Annotated in this window: 22 protein-coding genes and 1 pseudogene; 19 read left to right on the top strand and 4 right to left on the bottom strand. The window is 61.8% G+C overall.

The window, feature by feature from the left end; all coding sequences use genetic code 11:
• Window positions 1-46: 46 nt before the first annotated feature.
• The 12 genes from N3C64_RS14180 to N3C64_RS14125 all read left to right on the top strand — a co-directional run bounded on the left by N3C64_RS14180 (window position 47) and on the right by N3C64_RS14125 (window position 13,806).
• Window positions 47-1,078 carry a Gfo/Idh/MocA family protein gene (locus N3C64_RS14180; protein WP_260014941.1) on the top strand — a complete coding sequence of 344 codons (1,032 nt, stop codon included), beginning with the start codon at window positions 47-49 and terminating at the stop codon, window positions 1,076-1,078.
• The gene (locus N3C64_RS14175; protein WP_260014940.1) at window positions 1,075-2,646 is read left to right on the top strand and encodes an acyl CoA:acetate/3-ketoacid CoA transferase; all 1,572 of its coding nucleotides are present in this window, start codon (window positions 1,075-1,077) and stop codon (window positions 2,644-2,646) included. Before N3C64_RS14180 ends, N3C64_RS14175 begins: the two co-directional genes overlap by 4 nt.
• Window positions 2,643-3,410 (top strand): enoyl-CoA hydratase/isomerase family protein, encoded by a 768-nt coding sequence (locus tag N3C64_RS14170; RefSeq protein WP_260014939.1) that lies wholly within the window; start codon window positions 2,643-2,645, stop codon window positions 3,408-3,410. Before N3C64_RS14175 ends, N3C64_RS14170 begins: the two co-directional genes overlap by 4 nt.
• A 3-nt stretch (window positions 3,411-3,413) precedes the next feature.
• Window positions 3,414-4,940 carry an aldehyde dehydrogenase family protein gene (locus tag N3C64_RS14165; RefSeq protein WP_218631156.1) on the top strand — a complete coding sequence of 509 codons (1,527 nt, stop codon included), beginning with the start codon at window positions 3,414-3,416 and terminating at the stop codon, window positions 4,938-4,940.
• Between the two features lie 53 nt (window positions 4,941-4,993).
• A complete protein-coding gene (locus tag N3C64_RS14160) occupies window positions 4,994-6,247 on the top strand; it encodes an ABC transporter substrate-binding protein (protein ID WP_218631195.1) in 1,254 nt (417 codons plus the stop codon).
• Between the two features lie 126 nt (window positions 6,248-6,373).
• Window positions 6,374-7,270, top strand: coding sequence for a carbohydrate ABC transporter permease (locus N3C64_RS14155; RefSeq protein WP_260014938.1), 897 nt, complete (start codon window positions 6,374-6,376; stop codon window positions 7,268-7,270).
• The gene (locus N3C64_RS14150) at window positions 7,270-8,148 is read left to right on the top strand and encodes a carbohydrate ABC transporter permease (RefSeq protein ID WP_218631158.1); all 879 of its coding nucleotides are present in this window, start codon (window positions 7,270-7,272) and stop codon (window positions 8,146-8,148) included. Before N3C64_RS14155 ends, N3C64_RS14150 begins: the two co-directional genes overlap by 1 nt.
• A gap of 4 nt (window positions 8,149-8,152) precedes the next feature.
• On the top strand, window positions 8,153-9,265 hold the full coding sequence (locus N3C64_RS14145) for an ABC transporter ATP-binding protein (RefSeq protein ID WP_260014937.1): 1,113 nt from the start codon (window positions 8,153-8,155) through the stop codon (window positions 9,263-9,265).
• Window positions 9,262-10,752, top strand: coding sequence for a GMC oxidoreductase (locus N3C64_RS14140; RefSeq protein ID WP_260014936.1), 1,491 nt, complete (start codon window positions 9,262-9,264; stop codon window positions 10,750-10,752). The genes N3C64_RS14145 and N3C64_RS14140 overlap by 4 nt, the downstream gene beginning before the upstream one ends.
• A 45-nt stretch (window positions 10,753-10,797) precedes the next feature.
• Complete coding sequence (locus tag N3C64_RS14135; protein WP_260014935.1) at window positions 10,798-12,387, top strand: GMC family oxidoreductase; 1,590 nt, start codon at window positions 10,798-10,800, stop codon at window positions 12,385-12,387.
• A 3-nt stretch (window positions 12,388-12,390) separates the two neighbouring features.
• Window positions 12,391-12,717, top strand: coding sequence for a Dabb family protein (locus tag N3C64_RS14130; RefSeq protein ID WP_218631162.1), 327 nt, complete (start codon window positions 12,391-12,393; stop codon window positions 12,715-12,717).
• Between the two features lie 69 nt (window positions 12,718-12,786).
• On the top strand, window positions 12,787-13,806 hold the full coding sequence (locus N3C64_RS14125; RefSeq protein ID WP_260014956.1) for a LacI family DNA-binding transcriptional regulator: 1,020 nt from the start codon (window positions 12,787-12,789) through the stop codon (window positions 13,804-13,806).
• Between the two features lie 56 nt (window positions 13,807-13,862).
• Here the strand turns inward: N3C64_RS14125 and N3C64_RS14120 are convergent.
• Window positions 13,863-14,542, bottom strand: a pseudogene (locus tag N3C64_RS14120) (IS6 family transposase).
• 477 nt (window positions 14,543-15,019) lie between these two features.
• Here N3C64_RS14120 and N3C64_RS14115 point away from each other — a divergent pair.
• The 7 genes from N3C64_RS14115 (at window position 15,020) to N3C64_RS14085 (ending at window position 19,710) form a co-directional block, all read left to right on the top strand.
• Window positions 15,020-15,634 carry a ribonuclease D gene (locus N3C64_RS14115; RefSeq protein WP_218631165.1) on the top strand — a complete coding sequence of 205 codons (615 nt, stop codon included), beginning with the start codon at window positions 15,020-15,022 and terminating at the stop codon, window positions 15,632-15,634.
• The gene (locus N3C64_RS14110; protein WP_260014934.1) at window positions 15,615-16,571 is read left to right on the top strand and encodes a KpsF/GutQ family sugar-phosphate isomerase; all 957 of its coding nucleotides are present in this window, start codon (window positions 15,615-15,617) and stop codon (window positions 16,569-16,571) included. The genes N3C64_RS14115 and N3C64_RS14110 overlap by 20 nt, the downstream gene beginning before the upstream one ends.
• Window positions 16,571-17,170, top strand: a complete 600-nt coding sequence (locus N3C64_RS14105; protein ID WP_260014933.1) for a hypothetical protein — start codon at window positions 16,571-16,573, stop codon at window positions 17,168-17,170. Before N3C64_RS14110 ends, N3C64_RS14105 begins: the two co-directional genes overlap by 1 nt.
• 7 nt (window positions 17,171-17,177) lie before the next feature.
• Window positions 17,178-17,660: a lipopolysaccharide transport periplasmic protein LptA gene (gene lptA, locus N3C64_RS14100; RefSeq protein ID WP_218631168.1), complete on the top strand. Its 483-nt coding sequence runs from the start codon at window positions 17,178-17,180 to the stop codon at window positions 17,658-17,660.
• Window positions 17,660-18,418, top strand: a complete 759-nt coding sequence (gene lptB, locus N3C64_RS14095) for an LPS export ABC transporter ATP-binding protein (protein WP_218631169.1) — start codon at window positions 17,660-17,662, stop codon at window positions 18,416-18,418. The genes lptA and lptB overlap by 1 nt, the downstream gene beginning before the upstream one ends.
• Window positions 18,419-18,635: 217 nt before the next feature.
• Window positions 18,636-19,211, top strand: a complete 576-nt coding sequence (gene hpf / locus N3C64_RS14090; protein ID WP_218631170.1) for a ribosome hibernation-promoting factor, HPF/YfiA family — start codon at window positions 18,636-18,638, stop codon at window positions 19,209-19,211.
• Window positions 19,212-19,245: 34 nt separating this feature from the next.
• Window positions 19,246-19,710, top strand: coding sequence for a PTS sugar transporter subunit IIA (locus N3C64_RS14085; protein WP_218631171.1), 465 nt, complete (start codon window positions 19,246-19,248; stop codon window positions 19,708-19,710).
• Here the strand turns inward: N3C64_RS14085 and N3C64_RS14080 are convergent, their stop codons facing one another.
• The 3 genes from N3C64_RS14080 to N3C64_RS14070 are packed head-to-tail and all read right to left on the bottom strand — an operon-like array spanning window position 19,711 to window position 23,802.
• A complete protein-coding gene (locus tag N3C64_RS14080) occupies window positions 19,711-21,078 on the bottom strand; it encodes a nodulation protein NodH (protein ID WP_260014932.1) in 1,368 nt (455 codons plus the stop codon).
• Window positions 21,079-21,081: 3 nt separating this feature from the next.
• Window positions 21,082-22,782 (bottom strand): DUF5927 domain-containing protein, encoded by a 1,701-nt coding sequence (locus N3C64_RS14075; RefSeq protein WP_260014931.1) that lies wholly within the window; start codon window positions 22,780-22,782, stop codon window positions 21,082-21,084.
• A gap of 9 nt (window positions 22,783-22,791) precedes the next feature.
• Entirely contained in the window at window positions 22,792-23,802 is a 1,011-nt protein-coding gene (locus N3C64_RS14070) for a glycosyltransferase family 2 protein (protein WP_260014930.1), read from the bottom strand.
• Between the last annotated feature and the right edge of the window lie 15 nt (window positions 23,803-23,817).

Genomic DNA, 23,817 nt, shown 5'->3' with positions numbered 1-23,817 from the left:
CCTGTAGTTGCGCTATTGACAGTGCTTGGAACGTTCCATTATACGTATGGAACGTTCCAATGGAGGGCAGGACGTGAAGTGGGCATTGCTCGGCGCCAGCACGATTGCTGGCCAATACATCGTCTCAGCAATACGTGCCCAAACAGATGGCGCCGTGCGCTGGGTCGTGAGCGGCAAGGCCGAACGCGCCAGGGCCTTCGCGCAGGCGCACCGGATTGAGCGCTGGTCGACCTCCGTTGAAGAGGCGCTCGAGGATCAAGCCGTGCAGGCGGTCTACATCTCGACCACGAATGAAAAGCATTACCCGCTCGCGATGGCCGCGATTGGGGCAGGCAAGCACGTTCTTTGCGAGAAACCCCTCGCAATGGACGCCGCCGAGGCAGCCGAGATGGTTTCTGCGGCACGCAGCGCCGGCGTCACCTTGGCCGTGAACCATCACCTGCGCAGTGCGGGCAGTCACAAGGCCATTCGGGCGCTTATCACATCTGGTGCGCTTGGAAGGGTGTTGTCGCTTCGGCTGTTTCACGCCGTTCATCTTCCGGAGCATCTTCGCGGCTGGCGCCTGGATAATCCCTCGGCCGGCGGCGGCGTCATCATGGATCTCACTGTTCATAACGCGGATACCGTGCGCTTCCTTCTCCAGGAAGACCCGGAATCTGTGATTGCCGAAACGGCGACATCCGGCATGGGAGCGGGAGTCGAAGACTCCGCCATGTCGGTTTGGACGATGCCATCCGGCGCCATGGTCTTCAGCCATGAAAGCTTCACCCATCCGTTCACCCAGTCGGGCATCGAAGTTCACGGCACCCAAGCGTCGGTCTTTGCGCAGGGTGTGATGGCTCAGGAACCGCTCGGACGGATCGAGTTGGTGTCCAAACAGGGTCGGCGCGAGATCTCGTTCGATGCAGCCGAGATTTACGGGTCTGTCATTGAGGACATTCAAAGCGCAGTTGCCCGCGGCGTGTCACCCGCCGCGACCGGCACAGACGGGGCGAAATCGCTGATGGTCGCTCTTGCGGTGCGTGACGCCGCCCGGACAGGCGCGCGCCAAACAATCAATTATGGAGAAATCGAATGAGCAAGATCGTCAGCGCGGCGCAAGCGGCCGCTCGCATTGCCGATGGGGCCGTGGTGACGGTGTCTTCCTCGTCAGCCCTGGGTTGCCCCGACCTAGTCCTCAAAGCAATTGGCGCGCGCTTCGATGCCGAAGGCCATCCGCGGGAGCTGACCTCGATTCATCCTATCGCCGCGGGCGACATGTATGGCGTCAAAGGTGTCGACCATATCGCCAAGGATGGCTTGTTGTGCCGGATCCTCGGCGGCTCGTACCCATCTGGCCCGTCGTCCAAACCGATGCCGGAAATCTGGAAGATGATCGTCGAAAACCGGGTCGCAGCCTATAACGTCCCCTCGGGTATCCTCTTTGACATGGCGCGAGAAACGGCGGCAAATCGTCCCGGCGTGCTCACCAAAGTAGGTATGAACACTTTCGTGGACCCGATCCGCGAGGGCTGCGCGATGAATGACATGGGTGCAGCCGCTCCGATCGTGAGACGCGTTGAGTTCGACGGCGACACATGGCTGCATTTCCCCAATATCGTGCCCAATGTCGCGATCCTGCGCGCGACCACGGCGGACGAACACGGCAATCTGACCTATGAGCACGAAGGGGCCTATCTTGGCGGTCTTGAGCAGGCGATCTGTGTCCGGAACCATGGCGGCCTCGTGATCGCTCAGGTCAGCCGCGTGACCAAGCGCGGTTCCTTGCGGCCCCATGACGTGCGCGTTCCCGGTCACCTTGTCGATCTGGTCGTGATCGATCCGGACCAGAAACAGACATGCGAAACTCCTTACGATCCAGCAATCTCCGGACAGATCATGCGGCCTTGGGACAGCTTTTCACTGGCGGAGCGGGGCGTCGAAAAGATCATCGCGCGCCGCGCGGCGATGGAGCTTCGCCCCGGAATGACCGCCAACCTGGGTTTCGGCATCAGCGCAATGGTGCCGCGCATCTTGCTTGAGGAAGGCCATCCGGAAGCGGTTACCTGGGCGGTCGAGCAGGGCGCGGTCGGGGGTATTCCGTTGACGGGTTTCGCATTCGGTTGCTCATCGAACGCTGACGCCTTCGTGCCCTCGCCGCAGCAGTTCATCTACTTCCAGGGCGGCGGTTTTGACGTGTCGTTCCTGTCCTTCCTCGAAGTGGATGTCGAGGGCAACGTGAACGTTTCCAAGCTCGGGAAGAAGCCCTACCTCACGGCGGGATGCGGCGGCTTCGTCGACATCACTTCGGGCGCAAAGAAGATCGTCTTTTCGGGCTGGTTCGAGGCGGGTGCCCGGATCGAACTGACCTCCGAAGGGATCAAGGTTGAAGCTCCGGGCAAGTTTGCGAAGATGGTCGAAGCAGTCGAGCACGTCACCTTTTCCGGACAACGCGCCCGCGAGCTGGGGCAAGAGGTTCTCTATGTCACGGAGAGATGTGTCATGCGCCTCGCCGAAACGGGCCTCGTAGCAACCGAGATCATGCCCGGCATCGATCCTGAGCGCGATATCGTGCAAGCCTCTGGTGGCCGCGTGTCGATCGCTCCGGATGCGATTACGCTGCCGATCTCGCTGCTGGCCGACGGGCCGATGGGGTGGGGCAAGTGAGCGCGGTCCATTTTCACCGCCACGGCAAAGTGGCCGAGTTGCGGCTTGATAACCCCGCCAAGATGAATGCTTTCACGGTCGAGATGCTGGCGCAACTTGCACAACATCTCGATGCAATCGAGCGGGACGCATCCATCTTGGCGGTGCTTGTCACCGCCGAGGGTGAGAAAGTGTTCTGCACAGGGGCCGATATCAATGCTTGGGGGGATCTGTCCCCTGCCGCGTTTGCGCGCCACTGGGTGCGCGACGGCCATCGGATCTTTGATCGACTGGCCCGCCTGTCCAAACCGACCATAGCGGTGCTTAACGGGCATGCCTTTGGCGGCGGTCTTGAACTCGCAGCGGCTTGCGACATTCGCGTCATGGCGCCCAAGGCAACCTTGGCTTTGCCCGAGGCAGGCGTCGGTATCGTTCCGGGCTGGTCGGGCACGCAACGTCTGATGCGTCTCCTGCCCGAACCGATGGTCAAGGAAATGGCTCTGTTCGGAAACCGGATTAAAGCGGATCGTGCATTGTGCTGCGGTTTTGTTGCATCGGTGGACGATGATCCCCGGGCCGCCGCCGATGCCTTGCTCGAACGCGCGATCACCTTGTCGCCGCGTGCGGTCGAGATCTCCAAGTCCATGATCCACGCCGCTCAAGGCGAGGATCGGGGCGCGATGGTCGAAGCACTCGGCAGCGCCGCGATGGCGGCAACCTCGGATCGCGAAGAGGGCGTCACCGCCTTTCGCGAAAAACGTAAGCCAGATTTCTCAGGAAGATAACTCATGTCCGACCTAAACATCCTCTCGGAACAAACCGTCGACATGCCCGACGCGCCCTATCAGGCGCGGCATTTTATCGACGGAGAATTCGCGCAGAGCGCGGATGGGCAAAAATCGGACCGGGTTTCACCTTCGCATGGTGTGGTCGTCAGTCAGGCCGCGCTGGGGTCGAATGTCGAAACGGAAGCGGCGATCCGCTCTGCGCGCGCCGCGTTTGACGACGGTCGCTGGAGCCGCCTGCCCGCCAAGGATCGCGCAGCCATTCTGAACAGGATCGCTGACCTGATCGAGGCAAATGTCGAACGCCTCGCGGTGATCGAGACCCTTGAAAGCGGTAAACCCATCAGCCAGGCAAGGGGCGAGTGCGGCGGCGCGGCGGATCTTTGGCGATATGCGGCTTCGCTCGCGCGGACGGTGCATGGTGACAGCCACAATGCCCTTGGCGATGACATGATGGGCGTCGTGTTGAAAGAGCCGATCGGCGTTGTCTCGATCATCACGCCCTGGAACTTCCCGTTCTGGATCCTCAGTCAGAAGCTTCCGTTCGCTCTTGCTGCCGGGTGTACCTGCGTGGTGAAGCCCTCCGAAGTCACGCCCTCGACAACAGCGATGCTGGGAGAGTTCCTGCAAGAAGCCGGTCTGCCCGCGGGCGTCTGCAACATTGTTCTGGGCTATGGCAATCCCGTCGGGAGTTTGATGACCACGCATGAGGATGTGGATATGGTCACGTTCACGGGCTCGACCGCCGTCGGCAAGCTGATCACGAAGTCCGCGGGCGAAACCCTGAAGAAGGTCGCTCTGGAACTGGGCGGCAAGAACCCACAGGTGATCTTCCCCGATGCGGACCTTGAGCAGGCGGCGGATGCGGTCACTTTCGGGATCTATTTCAACGTTGGCCAATGCTGCAACTCGTCCAGCCGCGTGATCGTGCATGAGGATGTGGCAGATGCCTTCGTGGCGCGCGTCGTCGCGCTGTCGCGCAAGGTTGTTTTTGGCAACCCGATGAACTCCGACACGCAGGTGGGCGCGATCGTGACCACGGATCACCAGGCCAAGATTGATGGATACGTGCGCCAGGCCGTCGCGGCAGGAGCCGAGGTTTGTCTTGGCGGGCATATCATGTCGGTCCCCGGGCTTGGCACGCAGTTCTACGAACCCACGGTCGTGCGGGGCGTAACGCCCGATATGGCGATTGTGCGCGAAGAGGTTTTCGGGCCGGTTCTGACCGTCTTGACGTTCAAGACCCTCGACGAGGCGATCGCGCTGGCAAACGACTCGACCTACGGTCTCTCGGCAGGGGTCTGGAGCGAGAATATCCATACCTGTCTCGAGTTCTGCCGGCGCGTCCAGGCAGGGACGGTCTGGACCAATACCTGGATGGATGGGTTCCCCGAGCTGACATTCGGCGGAATGAAGCAATCCGGTCAGGGCCGCGAGATCGGTAAATACGGTTTTGAGGAATTCCTTGAGGTGAAGTCCCTCGTGATGCGCATTGGCCGCAAGCGGGCACCTTGGGTGAGAACGGCATAAGCCCGCAAACCGGGATGCCGAAGAAACCAACGCGACATCAGGAGGAGACATCAATGCGTGGTTATTTTGGAACGAAGACAGCTCTTGTCATGACTCTCATGGCGACGACCGGCATGGCACATGCCGAGGACGTCGAAGTACTGCACTGGTGGACGTCCGGCGGCGAAGCCTCGGCGCTCAACGTGCTGAAAGACGGTCTCGCTGCCGATGGTATCGGTTGGATCGACATGCCGGTCGCCGGTGGGGGCGGTGAATCGGCCATGACGACGCTGCGCGCACGTGTGACCTCTGGCGACGCGCCGACGGCAGTTCAGATGCTGGGCTACGACATTCAGGACTGGGCTGAAGAAGGCAAGCTTGCCAACCTCGACGCGGTTGCCGCTGAAGAAGGCTGGGATGCCGTTGTCCCGGCCGCTCTTCAGGCGTTCTCGAAATACGACGGCCATTGGGTCGCAGCCCCCGTCAATGTCCACTCGACGAACTGGGTCTGGGCGAACAAGGCCGTCCTTGATGAGCTCGGCATCGCGCAGCCGGCAACCTGGGAGGAATTCGTCGCGGCGATGCAGGCGGTCAAAGACAGCGGCCGCATCGCATTGGCTCATGGCGGGCAGGCCTGGCAGGATGCAACGATGTTCGATGGCATCGTTCTGTCGGTCGGTGGCGTGGACTTCTACAAGAAGGCTTTCATCGAACTTGACTCGGAAGCGCTGGGTTCCGAGCAGACGGTCGAAGCCTTCAACCGGATGGCGACCCTCCGCAGCTTTGCGGACGACAACTTCTCTGGCCGCGACTGGAACCTGGCATCGGCGATGGTCATCAATGGCGATGCCGCTTTCCAGATCATGGGCGATTGGGCGAAGGGTGAATTCCTGAACGCAGGCAAGGTGCCCGGCACCGATTTCCTGTGCTTCCGTCTTCCGGGCACCCAGGGCGATGTGAGCTTCAACTCCGACCAGTTCGCCATGTTTGCGCAGACCGATACCGCCGCGCAGGCCGCGCAAGCCGAGATGGCGCGCGCGATCATGTCGCCGGGCTTCCAGTCGGCGTTCAACGTGGTCAAAGGCTCGGTTCCCGCGCGCACCGATGTCCCGAACGACGCGTTTGACGCCTGTGGAAAGCAAGGCATGGTGGAGCTTGCGGAAGCTTCGGCAAATGGGACGCTGGTTGGCTCCATCGCCCATGGCCATGCCAATCGCGCGGCGGTCAAGAATGCGATCTATGACGTCGTGACCGCCCATTTCAACGGCGAGTACGACGCCGCGACCGCCACCAAAGAACTGGTGAACGCGGTCGAAGCCGCTCAGTAATATGAGTTGCCTGCGAAGGCGGCCACCCGCCGCCTTCGCGATCATCGGAATGGTTCAGTGAGTGTTCGGGCCATTGCCGCGAGATAGCAATCAAGATGGCCGCAACCTCGCGGCGTAGGAGGAACCATGGCGCAACGTGCCCCGGAGGCGGATTTTCGCACTCGCCTGCAAGAATGGATTCCAAAGCTGGTCCTGTCGCCCTCGCTGGCCGCGATGTTGGTCTTTGTCTATGGTTTCATTGCCCTTACGATTTATCTCAGCTTTTCCGACTCCAAGATGCTGCCCAGCTACGACCTGGTCGGCTTTGAGAACTACGCAAAACTGTGGAACCTGTCTGCCTGGTGGACAGCGGTCGTCAACCTTCTCATCTTCTCTTCGCTCTACATCGGCATTTGCACGGCCATCGGCCTGACGCTTGCGATCTTGCTTGATCAGAAGATCCGCGGCGAAGGCATACTTCGTCCGATCTACCTCTACCCGATGGCGCTGAGCTTCATCGTGACCGGCACGGCGTGGAAGTGGATCATGGATCCCGGCATCGGAATCGAGAACACGATGCACCTTTGGGGTTGGGCGAGCTTCGAGTTCAACTGGATCAAAGACCGGGACATGGCGATCTACACCGTCGTTATCGCCGCGGTCTGGCAGACGTCCGGCTTTGTCATGGCGATGTTCCTTGCGGGCTTGCGCGGCATTGACAACGAGATCCTCAAAGCGGCCCAGATCGATGGCGCTTCGAACTGGAGCCTCTATCGCCGGATCGTCATTCCTCTGCTCCGTCCGGCCTTTCTCTCGGCCTTCGTCATTCTCGCCCACCTTGCGGTGAAGTCCTATGACCTGATCATCGCGCTGACCGGAGGCGGACCGGGGCGCGCGACAGAGCTGCCGGCGACTTTCATGTATTCCTACACGTTTACGCGCAATTCGATGGGAATTGGTGCGGCTTCGGCCGTGATCATGCTGATGACCATTGCCGCAATCATGACCCCGTATCTCTACGCTGAGCTGAAGGAGAAGAAGTGATGGCCGTAGCTGAACAAGATACCGCCGTCCGGACCGGAGGGATCACCCGTGCCTTCATCTACGGTATCCTGCTTCTCTTCATGTTCTTCTACCTGATGCCGTTGTTCGTCATGATCGCCAACTCGCTGAAGCCACTGGCCGAGATCACTGGCGGGAACATGATGGCCCTTCCGGATACATGGACCGCCGAACCCTGGAGGCAGGCATGGTCTTCGGCGCAGATCGGCGTGGAGCCGACAGGGTTGAAGCCCTACTTCATCAACTCGATCCTGATGGTGGTGCCATCGGTCGCGATCTCGACGGTTCTTGGCGCACTCAACGGCTACGTGCTGACAAAGTGGAGCTTTCGCGGCGACAAGATCATCTTCGGTCTGCTGCTGTTTTCGTGCTTCATCCCGTTTCAGATCGTGCTGATCCCGATGGCCACGGTGCTAGGAAAACTAGGTCTGGCGGGCTCCATTCCCGGCCTGATCCTGGTCCATGTCGTTTACGGCATCGGTTTCTCGACGCTCTACTACCGCAATTACTACGCCGCCTTTCCGACGGAACTGGTGCGGGCCGCCATGATTGACGGTGCGGGGTTCTTCCGGATTTTCTGGCGGATCATGCTTCCGGTTTCGGGCCCGATCACCGTGGTCTGCGTCATCTGGCAATTCACCAATATCTGGAACGACTTCCTGTTCGGTGCATCGTTTGGCGGGCAGACACAGCCGATGACCGTTGCGCTCAACAACCTCGTCCAGTCCTCGACGGGCGTCAAAGAATACAACGTTCACTTTGCAGGGGCGATCCTCGCCGCGCTGCCAACCCTCCTCGTCTATATCGTCGCAGGTCGCTACTTCGTGCGCGGTCTGATGGCAGGCTCTGTGAAAGGATAAAGCCATGGGATTTCTCGATATCCAGAACGTCACCAAGTCATATGGTTCTGTCGAGGTTCTTCATCGCGTGGACATCGAAGTACAGGAGGGCGAGTTCCTCGTGCTGGTCGGGCCGTCGGGTTGCGGAAAGTCCACCCTGCTCAACATGATCGCGGGATTGGAAAGCATTACCTCGGGCGACATTTCGATCAAGGGCCGGGTGGTCAATGGCGTGCATCCCTCAAAGCGCAACATTGCCATGGTGTTCCAAAGCTATGCGCTCTACCCGAACATGACCGTTGGGCAGAACATGACATTCGGGCTCGAAATGCATGGCACCCCGAAAGCGGAGCGTGACCGGGCCCTGAAGGATGTCGCAAAGCTCTTGCAGATCGAGAACCTGCTGGACAGGAAGCCGGGGCAGTTGTCCGGCGGACAGCGGCAGCGCGTCGCCATGGGCCGCGCCCTGGTCCGTGATCCGGACGTCTTTCTGTTCGATGAACCCTTGTCCAACCTTGATGCCAAACTGCGCGTCGATATGCGGACAGAGATCAAGAAGTTGCACGAGAAGCTAAAGACGACGATCGTTTATGTGACGCATGACCAGATCGAGGCGATGACGCTCTCGACCCGGATTGCGGTCATGTATCAGGGCTATGTGCAGCAGTTGGGCACGCCGAAGGAAATCTACGACACCCCGGCCAATGTCTATGTGGCGACATTCATGGGCAGTCCTGCAATGAACGTTCTACCGGCAAAAGTCATCATGCATGAGGGGGTGCCCCATGCCCAGATCAAGGACGCTGGCGGTGTGGAGAAACTCCTGAAATTCAGTCAGGCCAATATGTCTGACTGGTCTGGCAAGGAGATCCTGCTCGGCATACGCCCCGAGTCGATCACCGACCCGGACGGAGCGGATCGGAACTCCAACAATATCGTGCCGTTTCGCAACCGGATCGGCGTTACTGAGCCGGCAGGCGCAGATACGTTCGTCACCATGGAGCTTGGTGGCATCGACATTGTCGCGCGCATGCGGGCCGATGCGAATGTCGGCGCCGGGCAAGAGTTCGATTTCGCGATCAACATGGACAAGGCCGTCGCCTTCGATCCCAAGACCGAAGAACGCATCAAGCCATGAATGGCGCTGACGTAATCATCGTCGGGTCCGGAATGGGGGGCGCCACCATGGCGGCGTCTCTTGCCGGATCGGGGCGGCGCGTCCTGATCCTTGAGCGCGGGGACTATCTGCGCCCTTCCGCGCATGACCGCGATGACAGATCAATCTTTGTCGACGGCCATTACCGGCCCGACGAAGAGTGGCTGGACGGCGAGGGGCGGCCATTCAACCCGGGCAACTACTACTATGTCGGTGGAAACTCGAAGTTCTACGGCGCGGTTCTCATCCGCTACCGGCGCGAAGACTTTTCTCCGCGCAAGCATATTGGGGGCACAACGCCCGGATGGCCGATTTCCTACGACGAGCTTGAGCCTTTCTATTGCCGTGCCGAGCAATTGTACTCTGTCCGCGGAAATCTTGGGGATGACCCGACAGAGCCGCCCCATTCGTCTCCCTATCCGTTCGGGCCGGTTCCGGATGAGCCCGCGATAGCGGATCTGCGTGCGCGGCTGACTTCTCTCGGGTTGCACCCGAGTCGACTCCCGCTTGGCGTGGATCTTGAGCAATGGCTTTCGCGCGCAAGAACGCCATGGGATGCATTCCCCGACACCAATGGCGGCAAGCTGGACGCGGAGACCGCAGGCCTGAAGGCTGCGTTGCAGCATGCCAACGTAACCTTGCGGACGCAGGCCCGCGTTCGCCGCCTGATCTCGGGGGAGGGCAACCGCATCGCCGGGGTTGAACTGACCTCCGGAGAGAGCTTGTCGGCTCCGATCGTGGTTCTGGCGGCGGGTGCCGTGCAAACTGCGGCGCTGCTGCTGGCCTCGGCGAACGAAGCCAACCCCAATGGGCTTGCCAATCGTTCAGACCAGGTCGGCCGCAACTTCATGAACCACAATTGCTCGGCGATCCTGGCGCTGCACCCGTTTCGACGCAATGACTCGGTCTATCAAAAGACGCTGGCGCTGAATGACTTCTACCTGACGGGCGGGCCGAACGGTGAGCCCTTGGGCAACGCGCAGATGCTTGGCAAGATTTCCGGCGCGATCCTTCAGGCGTCTTCGCCCTTGCCGCGATCCATCGCAAACTGGGTCGCGCGCCACTCGCTCGACATCTACGCGATGTCCGAAGATCTGCCGAACCCGGAAAGCCGCGTTACCCTGGAGCATGGCCGGATCAGACTGGATTGGAGACGATCCAACTGGGATGCCCATTTGGCACTGGTCTCTCGGCTCAAGAGCGTGCTGCGCAAGGCCGGCTACCCGATAGTTCTGTCCCGCCCGTTTGATCGCCGCACCCCCTCGCACCAGTGCGGCACGGCGCGCATGGGGTGCGACGGGGCCTCCAGCGTTGTGGATGCCAATTGCCGCAGCCACGACCATTCGAACCTTTACATCACCGATGCGTCGGTCCTGCCGACTTCGGCCGCGGTGAACCCCGCGTTGACCATCGCAGCCCTGTCGATCCGGGCCGCGGAGCATATCGAACGAAACGCGAAGGCTGCTTAGACCGCACCTTGCGACAAGGTCGGCCGATTTGAGGAGGGCAACGAAATGTCCAGAGGTTACGATTTCATCATCATCGGCGGCGGTTCTGCCGGCTCGGTTCTTGCTGGTCGGTTGTCGGAGGACCCGTCGGCACAAGTCCTTTTGCTGGAAGCTGGCGGCAGCGATCGGCATCCGTTTTATCATCTGCCGGCCGGCTTCGCGAAGATGACGAAGGGCATCGGCTCGTGGGGCTGGGATACGGTTCCACAGAAACATATGCAAAACAAAGTCTTCCGGTACACGCAGGCCAAGGTCATCGGCGGTGGATCGGCCATCAATGCGCAGATCTACACGCGCGGCAATGCGCAGGACTATGACGACTGGCGGCAGATGGGCTGCGATGGCTGGGGGTATGATGACGTTCTGCCCTACTTCAAGAAGGCGGAAGACAACGAGACCTACGAGAACCGCTTCCACGGCAAGGGCGGACCTCTTGGGGTCAGTGAGCCACGCGCGCCCTTGCCGGTTTGCGAAGCCTATTTTGAGGCAGCGGCCGCGTTGGGTATTCCGCGAAACATGGATATCAATGGCGAAAAGCAGGACGGCGTTTGCTATTACCAGCTGACGCAGCGCAATGTCCGCCGTTCGTCGGCCTCCATGGCGTATGTGACCCCCAATCGGCACCGCAAGAACCTCACGGTCAGGTTGGGTGCGCAGGTCCGCCGTCTGATCGTCGAGAACGGACGTGCGAGCGGCGTCGAGCTGATGGACGGTACCCGGCTCTCCGCAGGTTCAGAGGTTCTGCTCGCCTCGGGCGCGATCGGGTCGCCGCGCCTCTTGCAGTTGTCCGGCATCGGGCCCGCCGACCATCTGCAGGCACTGGGCATTAAGCCCGCATTCGACCAGCCACAAGTCGGAGAAAACCTCCAGGATCACCTGGACCTGTATTGCATCAGCGAACTGTCCGGACCCTACAGCTATGATCGCTACGCGAAGCCGCATTGGGCGGCGATCGCGGGCCTGCAGTACATCTTTGGCCGCAAGGGGCCGGTTGCCTCCTCTCTCTTTGAAACCGGCGGCTTCTGGTACGCTGATCCCGAGGCCCGCTCGCCCGACATTCAGTTCCACCTCGGGCTGGGCACGGGTATCGAGCACGGTGTCGCCGCGATGCCTCAGGGCGGTATCACGCTCAACTCGTGCTATCTGCGCCCTCGCTCGCGCGGGACGGTTCGTCTGCAGAGCGCAGATCCGGCGAAAGCGCCCTTGATCGACCCGAACTATCTTCAGGATCCACGGGATCGGGAGATGTCTATCCGCGGTCTGAAGCTGACGCAGAAAATCTCTGCACAGCCAGCGCTATCCAAATACATTCTGGCGGAGCGATTGCCGGGGCCGGATGTGAAGACCGACGAAGACTATTTCGACTTCATTTGCCAGCACTCCAAGACGTCGCACCATTGTGTCGGCACCTGCCGTATGGGTTCCGATGATGCGGCCGTCGTGGATACGTCACTCCGGTTCAACGGAATTGACGGCCTTCGGATCGTTGACAACTCGATCATGCCGACGGTGATTTCTTCAAACACAAACGCCGCAGCGATCATGATTGGTGAGAAAGCCGCCGATATGATCAAGGCAGAACACGGAATGGGCTGAGCCATGGTACGTCACATCGTTTTGATACGTTTCAAACCAGAGCTGAGCGAGGCGCGCATCGCCGAGCTGTTTGCGGAACTGCATGACATCGAGGGCAAGATCCCGGGCCTTCTGAGCGTGACCTCGGGCCGCAGCGAGAGCCCCGAGAAGATGGAGCGCGGCTACATGCACGGCTTCGTCGTGGATTTCGCGGATTGGGAGGCCCTTCAGGCTTACCAGGACAACGCCGATCATCAGGCGCTGGGCGCAAAGCTGGTAGAGGGCGCAGTGGGCGGCAAAGAGGGCATTCTGTGCTTCGATCTTCCTACAGTCGCGGCGCAGGCGCTTTGATAAGCATTCAAATGCCTTAAAGAGTGCTACAAGACCCAATCGAACCTCGAAGGCAGAGACAAGGTGACCATGAATCGTAGGCCGACAATCATTGATGTTGCCCGCAAAGCCGGCGTCTCCAAGTCGACCGTGAGCCTTGTCTTGCAAAACAGCCCGTCAGTCCGGGAGGACACACGCCAGGCGGTTCGGCAGGCGATGGCCGATATCGGTTATGTCTACAACCGCTCCGCCGCGAACATGCGCATGTCAAATGCCGGGCTTATCGGTTTGGTCATTAACGATCTGCGCAACCCGTTCTTCACCGAGTTTGCGACATCGCTTCAGATGGCTCTGGCTGAGAAGGGCTATTCGACCGTCATCGCCAACGCGGACGAGAATGCAGACCTGCAAGAGCAGGTGGTCAGTTCGATGATCGAGCACGGCGTTTCGGCGTTGATCATCTGTCCGACATATGGGGACACGAAGGCAACGTTCGATGCGATCGCGCGCGCTGGCATACCGACGATGCAGATGCTGCGCCAGGTTGATGACAGGCTTGAGCTGTTCCCCTTCATTGCGCCGGACTACGTGTCAGGCAGCAGGGAGGCGACACGTCACCTGATCGAGATGAAGGCCCATCGGATAGCCTTCGTCGGCGGGCTTGAGGGCCGCGCGGTCACGGAAGAGCGCAAGGCGGGTTATCTCGAGGTGCTACGAGAGGCCGCGATGAAGCCGATCGTCATGACGGGAAAATCAAGCCGTGAGTTCGGTCGAAACGCGGCGAAGAAGCTGTCGGAGGAGCACCCCGACATCGATGCGGCGGTCTGCTTCAATGACCTCGTCGCTCTCGGAATGCTGTCGGGCTTCTACGAGATCGGGCGAAAGGTTGGCGAGGATTTCCTGATCGTCGGATTCGACGACATTCAGGATGTCGCGCAGACCTATCCGGCTTTGTCTTCAGTGCGTTGCGACATCGCTGCGATTGGGGCGCGGGCCGCGAATACCGTCGTGAACTGGCTCGAACATCAAGAAACCCCGCAGCCCGCGATGCGCACGCCGGTTTCACTATCCGTCCGCCAATCCAGTCAAATGAAGACGCGAAGCACCTAGGGGGGTACCGTCGCAAAGTTTTCTTGAAAGCGAAATAACCCAGCTGCAGGACAAACTTATGCTGCGAGCCCGGCGTAGATCTGGCAAGCAGTTTCCCCATCGGCCGGGATCTCCCCCTTGCGGATCAGGTGTGCGGTTTCGATCCCGGCAATGGTGGCGGCGGCCGAGTGAAAGGCTTTGAACCCCATCATCGGGCCGGTGATCCGCTTGATGAAACGGTGGTCCTGCTCGAGAATATTGTTGAGGTATTTGACCTGCCGGACCTCGATCGTTCGTCCGCTGCCGGTGAATTTTGGATCGTGCTCACTGCCTGAAGCCCGGCCAGATTGGCACCACTCTTGTCTATGACGACACGCTCGGGCACGCCATTTCCGCTGACCATCAGCCGGAAGAAGCGCTGCGCGGCGGCCAGATCGCGCCGCTCGGAGAGCATGAAGTCAAGGGTTTGGCCGTGACGATCCACAGCACGGTAAAGATAGGTCCAACGGCCTTTGACTTTGATGTAAGTCTCATCCATCCGCCACGAACTGGCCGTCGGCCGCTTTCTCGACTGCGCCCGCGCGGCGATTTGCGGCGCTAACTTCACCACCCAGCGGTTCAGCGTCGCGTGGTCGACCTTCACCCACGCTCGGCCAGGATCTCCTCCAGGTCGCGGTTGGAGACGGCGTAGCGGAGGTAGAAAAAGACCGCGCAAGATCACCGACTTCGGATAATGCACGCCCCTGAACTCGATCACGCTGCATATCCGCTACCAACCGATTGTCATGACTGGCGGATCAAGCCCCACAGGTGAACCAAGAATTTGCGACACATCCCGCGTTTCAACGTGGGGTACGACTATGAGAAAGTCGGCGCGCGGGAGACTTCGTCGGTGAGCATGAACCTCGAAATCCATTTCTGATCTGGATCTCGGCACAGCTTGTATGAAGGCGCGATCCAGGCGGACCGCGCCTTCGGTTTTTAGGCGGATGCTCAGTTCCCCGACAGGTCCAGCCTGCCTTCTGCAGGTGTTTAGGCCGTTGCGCAGCCACGACCAAAGGCGATGGGGCGGGGGGCGTCATGGCGTCGAACGCGCGACGGATGGCCCATAACTGACGAAATCGGCGTAAGCGCGCCGTTACGACGCAACTGCCGCAGCCGTGAGGCCGGGTTGCGTTGGCAAAGCCCGCACAAAGGGATTATATCTGCGCCGACAAGAACAAGAGGATCCGGCGTGGCCATTTACCTGCATCAGAACGACCTGCCCGAGGGGCTGACCCTTGGGCCCGTGGTTGCCATTGACACCGAAACCATGGGGCTTGACCCGCGCCGCGACCGGTTGTGCCTTGTGCAGCTTTCCTCGGGCGATGGCGACGCGCATCTGGTGCAGATCGCCAAGGGCCAGACCGAGGCCCCGCGCCTCTGTGCGATGCTCGCCGATCCGGGGGTGGAGAAGCTGTTCCACTTCGCGCGATTCGACATTGCCGCGCTTTACAACGCCTTCGGCGTCATCACCGCACCGGTCTTCTGCACCAAGATCGCGTCCAAGATGGTGCGCACCTTCACCGATCGTCACGGGCTGAAATACCTGCTTCAGGAACTGGCGGGCGTGGATATTTCCAAGCAACAGCAGACCTCGGACTGGGGCGCGGCGGAACTGACGCAGGCGCAGCTCGAATACGCGGCCTCGGACGTGCTCTACCTGCACCGCCTGCGCGAGGTGCTGATTGAGCGTTTGGCGCGCGAGGGCCGCACGGGGCTGGCGAAATCGTGCTTCGACTTCCTGCCCGCGCGCGCACAGCTTGACCTGATGGGGTGGGAGGAGCCCAATGACATCTTCCACCACTGATTACATCGCCACCGCCCGCCGCGTGATCGAGATTGAAGCCGAGGGGCTGGCGCAACTGGCCGAGGGCCTGAACGGCACCTTCGTTGCAGCGGTCGAGACGATCTTGAAGGCGCGCGGCCGCGTTATCGTGTCAGGCATGGGCAAGTCGGGCCATGTCGGGCGCAAGATCGCGGCGACGCTGGCCTCGACCGGTACGCCCGCGCAATTCGTCCACCCGGCCGAGGCGAGCCACGGCGATCTGGGCATGGTCACGCGCGACGATGTGGCGCTGGTGCTGTCGAACTCGGGCGAGACGCCCGAACTCGCGGACCTGATCGCCCATACTCGGCGTTTTCAGATCCCGCTGATCGGGGTTGCCAGCCGGCCCGACTCGACCCTGCTGCGTCAGGCCGATGTCGCGCTGGTGCTGCCGCGCGCGACCGAGGCCTGCGGCACCGGCAATGTGCCCACCACCTCGACCACCATGACGCTGGCACTGGGCGATGCGCTGGCCGTCGCGCTGATGGAGCATCGTGCGTTCACGCCCGAGCATTTCCGCACCTTCCATCCGGGCGGCAAGCTGGGGGCGAAGCTGTCCAAGGTCGCCGACCTCATGCATGAGGACATGCCGCTGGTCCCCGAGGCCACGCCCATGTCCGAGGCGCTTCTGGTCATCAGCCAGAAAGGCTTTGGCGTTGTCGGGGTCACCGACTCCGAGGGGCACCTGTCGGGCATCATCACCGATGGCGACCTGCGCCGTCACATGGAGGGCCTGTTGGGCCATACCGCCGCCGAGGTGATGACGCGCAACCCGCGCACCATCGCGCCCGGTGTGCTGGCCGAATCCGCCGTGGCCGTGATGAACGAGAAGAAGATCACCTGCCTTTTCGCGGTCGAGGAGGGGCGCCCGGTCGGCATCCTGCATATCCATGACTGCCTGCGCGCCGGGGTGGTCTGATGCGCTATGACAACAGCCATTCGATGATCGTGGCATGGGTCAAGATTGCCCTGCCGCTGGCCGCGCTTGCGCTGTTGTCCACGCTGTTCATGTTCTCGGACAAGGTCGATCCGCAGCTTGCCCAGTTCTATGCCAAGGTCGATGTGGCCGAACTTGCGCGTGAACAACGCATGACCTCGCCGACCTATGCGGGCATGACTGAGGATGGCTCCGCCCTGACGGTGCGCGCCAGCGCCGCGCGGCCCGATCCGAATGGCGGCGCGGGGGCCTCGGCCGAGCAGCTGGTGGCCAAGATCGAGTCGCGCGATGGCATGGTGACCGATCTGACGGCGGCCGCCGGGCTGCTCGATCCCGGCAACGAGGGGATCAGGCTGTCCGACGGGGTTACGGTGCAGACCTCGACGGGCTATCGCATGGCGACGCCCGTGGTGCAGATCGCCACCGACCGCTCGCGCCTCGAAGCGCCGCAGCCGGTGATGGCCGACGGCCCCTTCGGCACGATCAATGCCGATTCGATGTTGATGACGACCAATGCGGCAGGTTCGCAGGATCTGATTTTCAATGGGCATGTAAAGCTGATATATCAGCCGCAAGAGTGAGGTTTTCATGTTCTCCCGTTCGCGCATTCTTGCCCTGATTTTTCTGCTCGTACCGGTGGCCGTTTCGGCACAGGAGGTGGCCTTCGCCGGGCTGCGTGCCGATACCGCGGCCCCGGTCGAGGTGACGGCCGACAGCCTGTCGGTTAACCAGGCGGATGGCACGGCGGTGTTTTCGGGCAATGTCGTGATCGGCCAGGGCGAGATGCGCCTGCAGGCGGCAACGGTGCAGGTCGAGTATGGCGCGGACAATTCCAAGATCGCGCGGCTACACGCCTCGGGCGGGGTCACGCTGGCCTCGCCGACCGAGGCCGCCGAGGCCAGCGACGCGGTCTATGATGTGACCACCGGGCGGCTCGTGATGACGGGCGATGTACTGCTGACCCAGGGTGCGAGCGTCATGTCGGGGCAAAAGCTCGACGTCGATCTGAATACCGGCGTGGGCCGGATGGACGGGCGGGTTCGCACGATCCTGCAACCGGGGGGCAACTGATGGCCACCCCCGAACTCAGCCTGGCCGAGGGTGCAGGCGGCCTGCGCGTCACCAACCTGCGCAAGAGCTATCGCAAGCGGCTGGTGATCCGCGATGTCTCGCTGGAGTTGAACCGCGGCGAGGTCGTGGCGCTTCTGGGTCCGAACGGCTCGGGAAAGACCACCTGCTTTTACAATGTCGCCGGGCTGATCACCCCCGACTCCGGTCAGGTCTCCATAGACGGGCGCGATGTGACCACCCTGCCGATGTATCGCCGCGCCAAATTGGGCATCGGCTACCTGCCGCAAGAGGCCTCGATCTTCCGCGGCCTTTCGGTTGAGAAGAACATCATGGCCGTGCTGGAAATCGCCGAGCACGATCCGCACAAGCGACGGGAAAGACTGGAAGAATTGCTTGGCGAGTTCTCGATTGAGCATCTGCGCCACGCCTCGGCGCTGGCGCTCTCGGGGGGCGAGCGGCGACGGGTGGAGATCGCGCGCTGCCTGGCTGCCGACCCCAAGTATCTGCTGCTTGACGAACCCTTCGCCGGGGTCGATCCGATCGCCGTCGGAGAGATCCGCGCGTTGGTGTCGCAGCTCAAGGAACGTGGGATCGGTGTGCTCATCACCGACCATAACGTGCGCGAAACGCTCGAGATCGTGGACCGCGCCTATATCCTGCATGATGGCAAGGTGCTGATGTCGGGCACCACCGAAGAGGTGGTCCACGATGAAAATGTGCGCCGCGTCTATCTGGGGCAAAACTTCCGCATCATCTGAGTGCTGCGGTGCAGCGAAGTTGACCCGTTGACACCCCTCGCGATCCGTTCCCAAATGAGACAAATGCGTGAACATGGCCCCATTGCCCGAGCACCCTTTTCGACCGATTCCGGTCCGTCTCGGCCATTGCCCTGCGCACAGCCATTCCCCAGATTTAACCGGCCCGCCTCCCCGACAATTCCGTCCGGGTTCGGGCCACTGACGTGAAGGAGAAGCCATGCGGTACCAGATCAGCGGCAAACAGCTTGACGTGGGCGAAGCGCTGCAAACCCATGTAAAGTCCGAACTGGGCGAAACGGTGGACAAGTATATGCAGCGCCCCACGGATGCGACCGTGGTGTTTTCGCGCGATGCGCATGAGTATATCTGTGAAGCGACGGTTCATCTGTCGACCGGCCTGACCGCCACGGCGACGGGCCATGCAACCGAGATCTATGCAGCCTTCGAATCTTGCCGTGAGAAGATGGACAAGCAGCTGCGCCGCCACAAGCGCCGGCTGAAGGATCATCACAAGGAACGTTCGCAGCCTGTTGAATTTGGCGCTGCCGGCCTGTATGTGCTCGCCGCGGATGAAGAAGAGTCGCACGAGGACGGCGGTGGCCTTGCTCCCGTGATCGTGGCCGAGATGGAGACCAAGGTCCCCACGCTCTCGGTCGGCGAGGCGGTGATGCAGATGGAACTGGCCAATGCCTCGATGCTGGTCTTCCGCAACGAGAAACATGGCGGGGTCAACGTCGTGCATCGCCGCGATGACGGCAATGTGGGCTGGATCGACCCGCGCAACAGCAAATGAGCGTCTGACAATGGCAGGCGCGGAAAAAGGACAGATGGATCTATCCTCGCTGCTCAAGCCGGGTGCCGTTAAGGCCCTCGTCAACGTTACGAGCAAGAAGCGCCTGTTTCAGGACCTCTCGGAAATCGCGCATTCAGCCTACGGGCTGGATGCGGCTCAGGCGGTCGACGCCCTGCAGGAACGTGAAAGCCTTGGCCCGACGGGCGTGGGGCATGGCGTTGCCCTGCCGCATGCGCGTCTGCACGGCCTGAAATCGGTCGTGGGCGTGTTCCTGCGCCTCGAAAAACCGCTCGATTTCGATGCGGTGGACCGGCTGCCGGTCGATCTGGTCTTCGCGCTGTTCGCGCCCAAGGATTCGGGTGTCGATCATCTCAAGGCTCTGGCGCTCGTCTCGCGCACCATGCGCAATGGCGAGGTCTGCGCCAAGCTGCGCGCCAATACCGATCCGGCTGCGCTGCACGCGGTTCTGACGGCCGGGCCGGGTGCGCAAGCCGCCTGATCAGGCGCGCCAATCCCCAAAACCGAATTGCAGGAAGTCGCGCGGATAAGCCTCTCGCGCGGCTTTTTCCATTTCGGGCTGCCAGATATCGGCCAGCTTGACCGGCCCGCTATCCGGGTCGGAGGCGGTGAAGGCTGGTATCTCCAGCCCCGCGGCGCCCGCCAGATAGGTCAGATCCTCGGCCAGCCGATCTTCGCGCGCGAGCAGGTCGGGCGCACCGATCTGCGAGATCGACTGAACCATGTTCGATTGGCTCGCCCAAAGCGGCTGCACCGGCAGCTTGGTCTGCCCGCCCAGATGCGGCTTGAGCCAGCGCAGCCATGCCAGAAACGCCGGGCCGTGATCGTCGAGTTTCATCTTATAGCTTTTCGTCAGAACCCGGCGCGTCTCTTCAAAGCCGGGGGCCTCGAGCAGCGTGCAGAAGGCCTGATGAGCGCGCAAGAGCGGGTGGCGCAGCACGGTAAAGCTGCGATGGCCGGGGTGGCGGCGCTTCCATTGGCGCAGGGTCTTTTGCGAGAAGCCATCCTCGACCTCACCCAACTGCTCCAGCCACGCCCGGATCGCCGCTTCCGGCGCAGGGCGGATCGGCATGAACAACAGTCCGCCCCCGCGCAGCGCCATGAAGCCGGGCACATTCGGCCCCCGGCGCGGTTCAAAATTCGGCGTGCGCGCCAGGTTGAAATGATCGAGGCACGCAAGCGCCGCCTCCATCGCCGCCGGGTTGGAAACCTTGTCTTCCAACGGTTCGGGATTCTGTGGCACAAGCTTGCTGGAAAGCGTGTCCAGACGCGCGTCGACCCCAAGCCACTGCGCCAGCCCGTTCAGCACGGACAGATCGGGCACATCCTCATAATCGAGATAGAAGGCCGTCTGCCCCGAGGTCTGAAGTGCGTGCAAGACACGCAACTGGAACTGCTGCAAGGTTTCTAGGTGGGCGGCATACTCAGCCGCGTCAAACGTGGCCAGAGCGGCGATGCGATGGCGCGCATCGGCAAGCCGCCACTGGCCGGTTGCCCGCGCGATCTTGAGGCTGACATAGCTTTCCAGCGGATTGCGGTTCAGAACGATCTTGGCGCAGCGCGGATCGTCCAGCATCGCTCCAAGCACGCGCGGATCGTGATCAGGGAAATAGCGGCAGCCGTTCAGACCGGGCTCGGCGCCGATCCTTTGCCACAGCACCAGCGGGTCGGCATCGCGCTCGGCCAGACTCATTCCCAGAAGCGTGTCGCGCTTGGGGTAGCCGATCAGCGCGGGGTTGAAGGCCTCGCCATGGCAGGTCACGCCCGCCAGCGCGTTCAGCGCGGCTTCGAGCAGGTTCGAGCCCGTCCGCATCGCCGCAAGGATGACGAAGCTGTCGAAGCGCGCCATCGGTTACTTCACCACGACATAGGGCCGTGGCCGCGCGGGCGCGTTGGGGCGCTGATCGGCTTCGGTCGGGAAATGGCCGGCCAGCCGCAACTGCATCCCCTGGTTCTTCAGCGCCTGAAGAAAGCCGCCAAAACCGGTCAGATCGACGATATGCGGCGCCTCGGACAGGCGCCGGGAGTTGCGCGGGGCGATCTCATCGACGATGGCCTGCAGGTTCTCCATCGGGTGTTCGAGGAATTCCGACATGCTCCAGACCCGGATACGGGCCTTGGCAAGCACGGACTTCAGGATCTCGACCTGATCGAATTCGATCTGTTGCAGGCGCGCGGCCTCGTTCCGGATCTCGGCGAAGGTCAGGTTTGAGCGGAACAGCGGCACCGCCCAGGCCCCCGTCACGACCGAGATCTGCGCGTTGGGGTCGGCGGCGGTGAAGGCGTTCAGGCTTTGTGTGTCGCGCGGGCCGAACATGAAACATTGCCGCTCGCCACGCGAGTTCCAGATCAGGCTGGCGAGGAAGGACTGGGGGTCATAGTCGCGCAGGGTCGCGGAATCGGACAGGCAGCCGTTGAAAACCGTCTCTGACCCGGCGAATTCGGCCCGTTCGGGTCCGAAGAGATGGCCATGCACCCGCGCGCCAACCTGCCGCGCCAGCCAGTCGCCGAAATCCTCGAACAACTCGGTGAAGCCCTGAAAGATCGAGTAGGGCGCCGATGTCTTGCCATTCTCGCGGCCGCGCAGCGGATAGCGCGACTGCATGTACAGCCCCGCACGCCCCTTGGTGCGCCGTTCCACCGCCTGCGCAAAGAGGCGATCGACCTTCGAGGGGTTCGGCTCGGCCTGGCTCGCGGCCATGCGGTTGGGGGCGAGGAAGGTCGTATAGAGCTGGTCGGCCTTGGGCCAGACCTTGCGCGCCACGAAGCAATCCGAGCGGCGCAGCAACTCAAGGTGGTCATCGTAGAAGATATGCGGCTTGCCCTGAAAATCGAACTTCGACAGCGTCAGCGAGCGGCTTTCGAGCGCGCCCGAGTAGCGCCGCACGAGCGTCTGGAAGTAGGCCTCGTCCGGGATCCAGACCTTCTTGAAATAACGCTCGTAGAGCTTGCGTTTGGGGTCTTGCAGGATCGCGCTCAGCGTGCGGCGGGTCAGGCACCACCACTGGCTGCCCAGATGCGGGTCCAGCCCCTCGGGGATGGTGCGCTTGAAGCCGAGGCGGCGTTGCAGCGCGACGTAGCGGTCAAAGGCCTTGCGCTGCGATTTCCACGAGAAGGGGAAGCGCAGGGTGAATCGCTCCATATCCACGCCGCCCATGGTCCAGCCGACATCGGTGGTGGTCACGCTTTCGATGAAGTCGGTGTTGGGCCGCGCATCGAGATAGTCGATCAACTCCTGCACGGGGCGCAGCGGCAGGCAGGCGCCCGAGGCCAGATAGACATGCCGCACCTCGGGGTGTCGGGCCAGCATCTGCTCGGCCCCGGCCTGCGAGGCGGCCACCAGCGACCAGGTGCCCCAGTCGCATTTGAACCGCTTGCAGAACGAGACAGTATCGAGATCGGCGACAGCGGCCGTCAGTTCCCCGAAATCGGCATCGCTGACCCGGTGATCGACATGGATCACCACCGGCGTGCCATGCTCGGCCCAGTGCCGCGCGATCTGCGCGGTCCGGTGAAGCGCCGTATGGCACAGAATGATGAAGCCGACGGTCATGCCCATATCCTAAGCCCAGTTCCCCTTCGACATCAGGCCAAGGATCTCAAGCTGTCGCCAGTTGATATATTTCTCGGACCATTTGCACCAGAGGTCCGGTTCTTTCGCCAGCGTTTCGGAATAGGCGCGATATTCGCGTGAGCCGCCGAAATGCTCGCCCCGCTCCATCTCCTCGGTAATCTTCTCGCTCAGCGGCGAGATGAACTTGGCATGCAGCAGGCAGCCCGAGACCTTCTCGCCGCCCCATTCGTCATAGACGGCGTTCAGCCCGCGCGGCAGCATCATGTGGGTCGAGGAGATGAAGGCAAAGCCGCGCTGCCAGCGCACCAGCGGCACCTTGTTGAGCGAGGGCGCCTCGGTCGGGCGGTCGGCAAAGAACATCCGTGCGCGCGGCCCGCCCTGGATCCAGAGGTTGTGATACTCGGGGTTCTTCGAGATCGTGTAATTGCCGCCGTCGAACCAGCAGGCCGTCTCGAACGGGTTATCGCCCGCGCGGTAGGGCACGGCGTCGATCGGCCCCTTGGGATACATGTCCAGCATCATCGCCGGGAAGGCGCGGATGTCATAGGTATCAAGCCAGTCGGTCAGCGCGTCGATGGGCCGCGTATCGCAGAAGGGATAGACGAAGAACTCGTCAGGATCGACCGTCAGCGTCCAGTGCCCGGAGCCATATCTGCGCAAGAGCCAGTTGATCCAGTCGATCCCGTAGCGCGAGCTTTTGTAGCTGGCCTCGGTGCGCCAGAGCGACACATCGGGCTGGGCCAGCAGATACTCGGTCGAGCCATCGTCCGAGCCGTTATCCACCATCAGGAAATGCCGCACGCCGAGTTCGCGATAGTAGCGCAGGAAATAGGGCAGGCGGATCTTCTCGTTGCGCAGCGTGGTGAAGACCAGAACATCCGAGCTCGCGATCGCGCCGGTCCGGTCGGCAAGGCAGTTCAGTTCATGGCGCTTGCGGAAGGCCCGGAACAGCAGACGCTTGCGTTTGTAACGCAGGCGCAGGGTCTCCCGAATGCTCATTCCGCCGCTCCGTCC

The organism is Sedimentimonas flavescens, assembly GCF_025154035.1.
In the GTDB taxonomy this organism is placed as follows: Bacteria; Pseudomonadota; Alphaproteobacteria; order Rhodobacterales; family Rhodobacteraceae; genus Rhodobacter; species Rhodobacter flavescens.
This window is presented reverse-complemented; position numbering and strand designations above follow the sequence as displayed.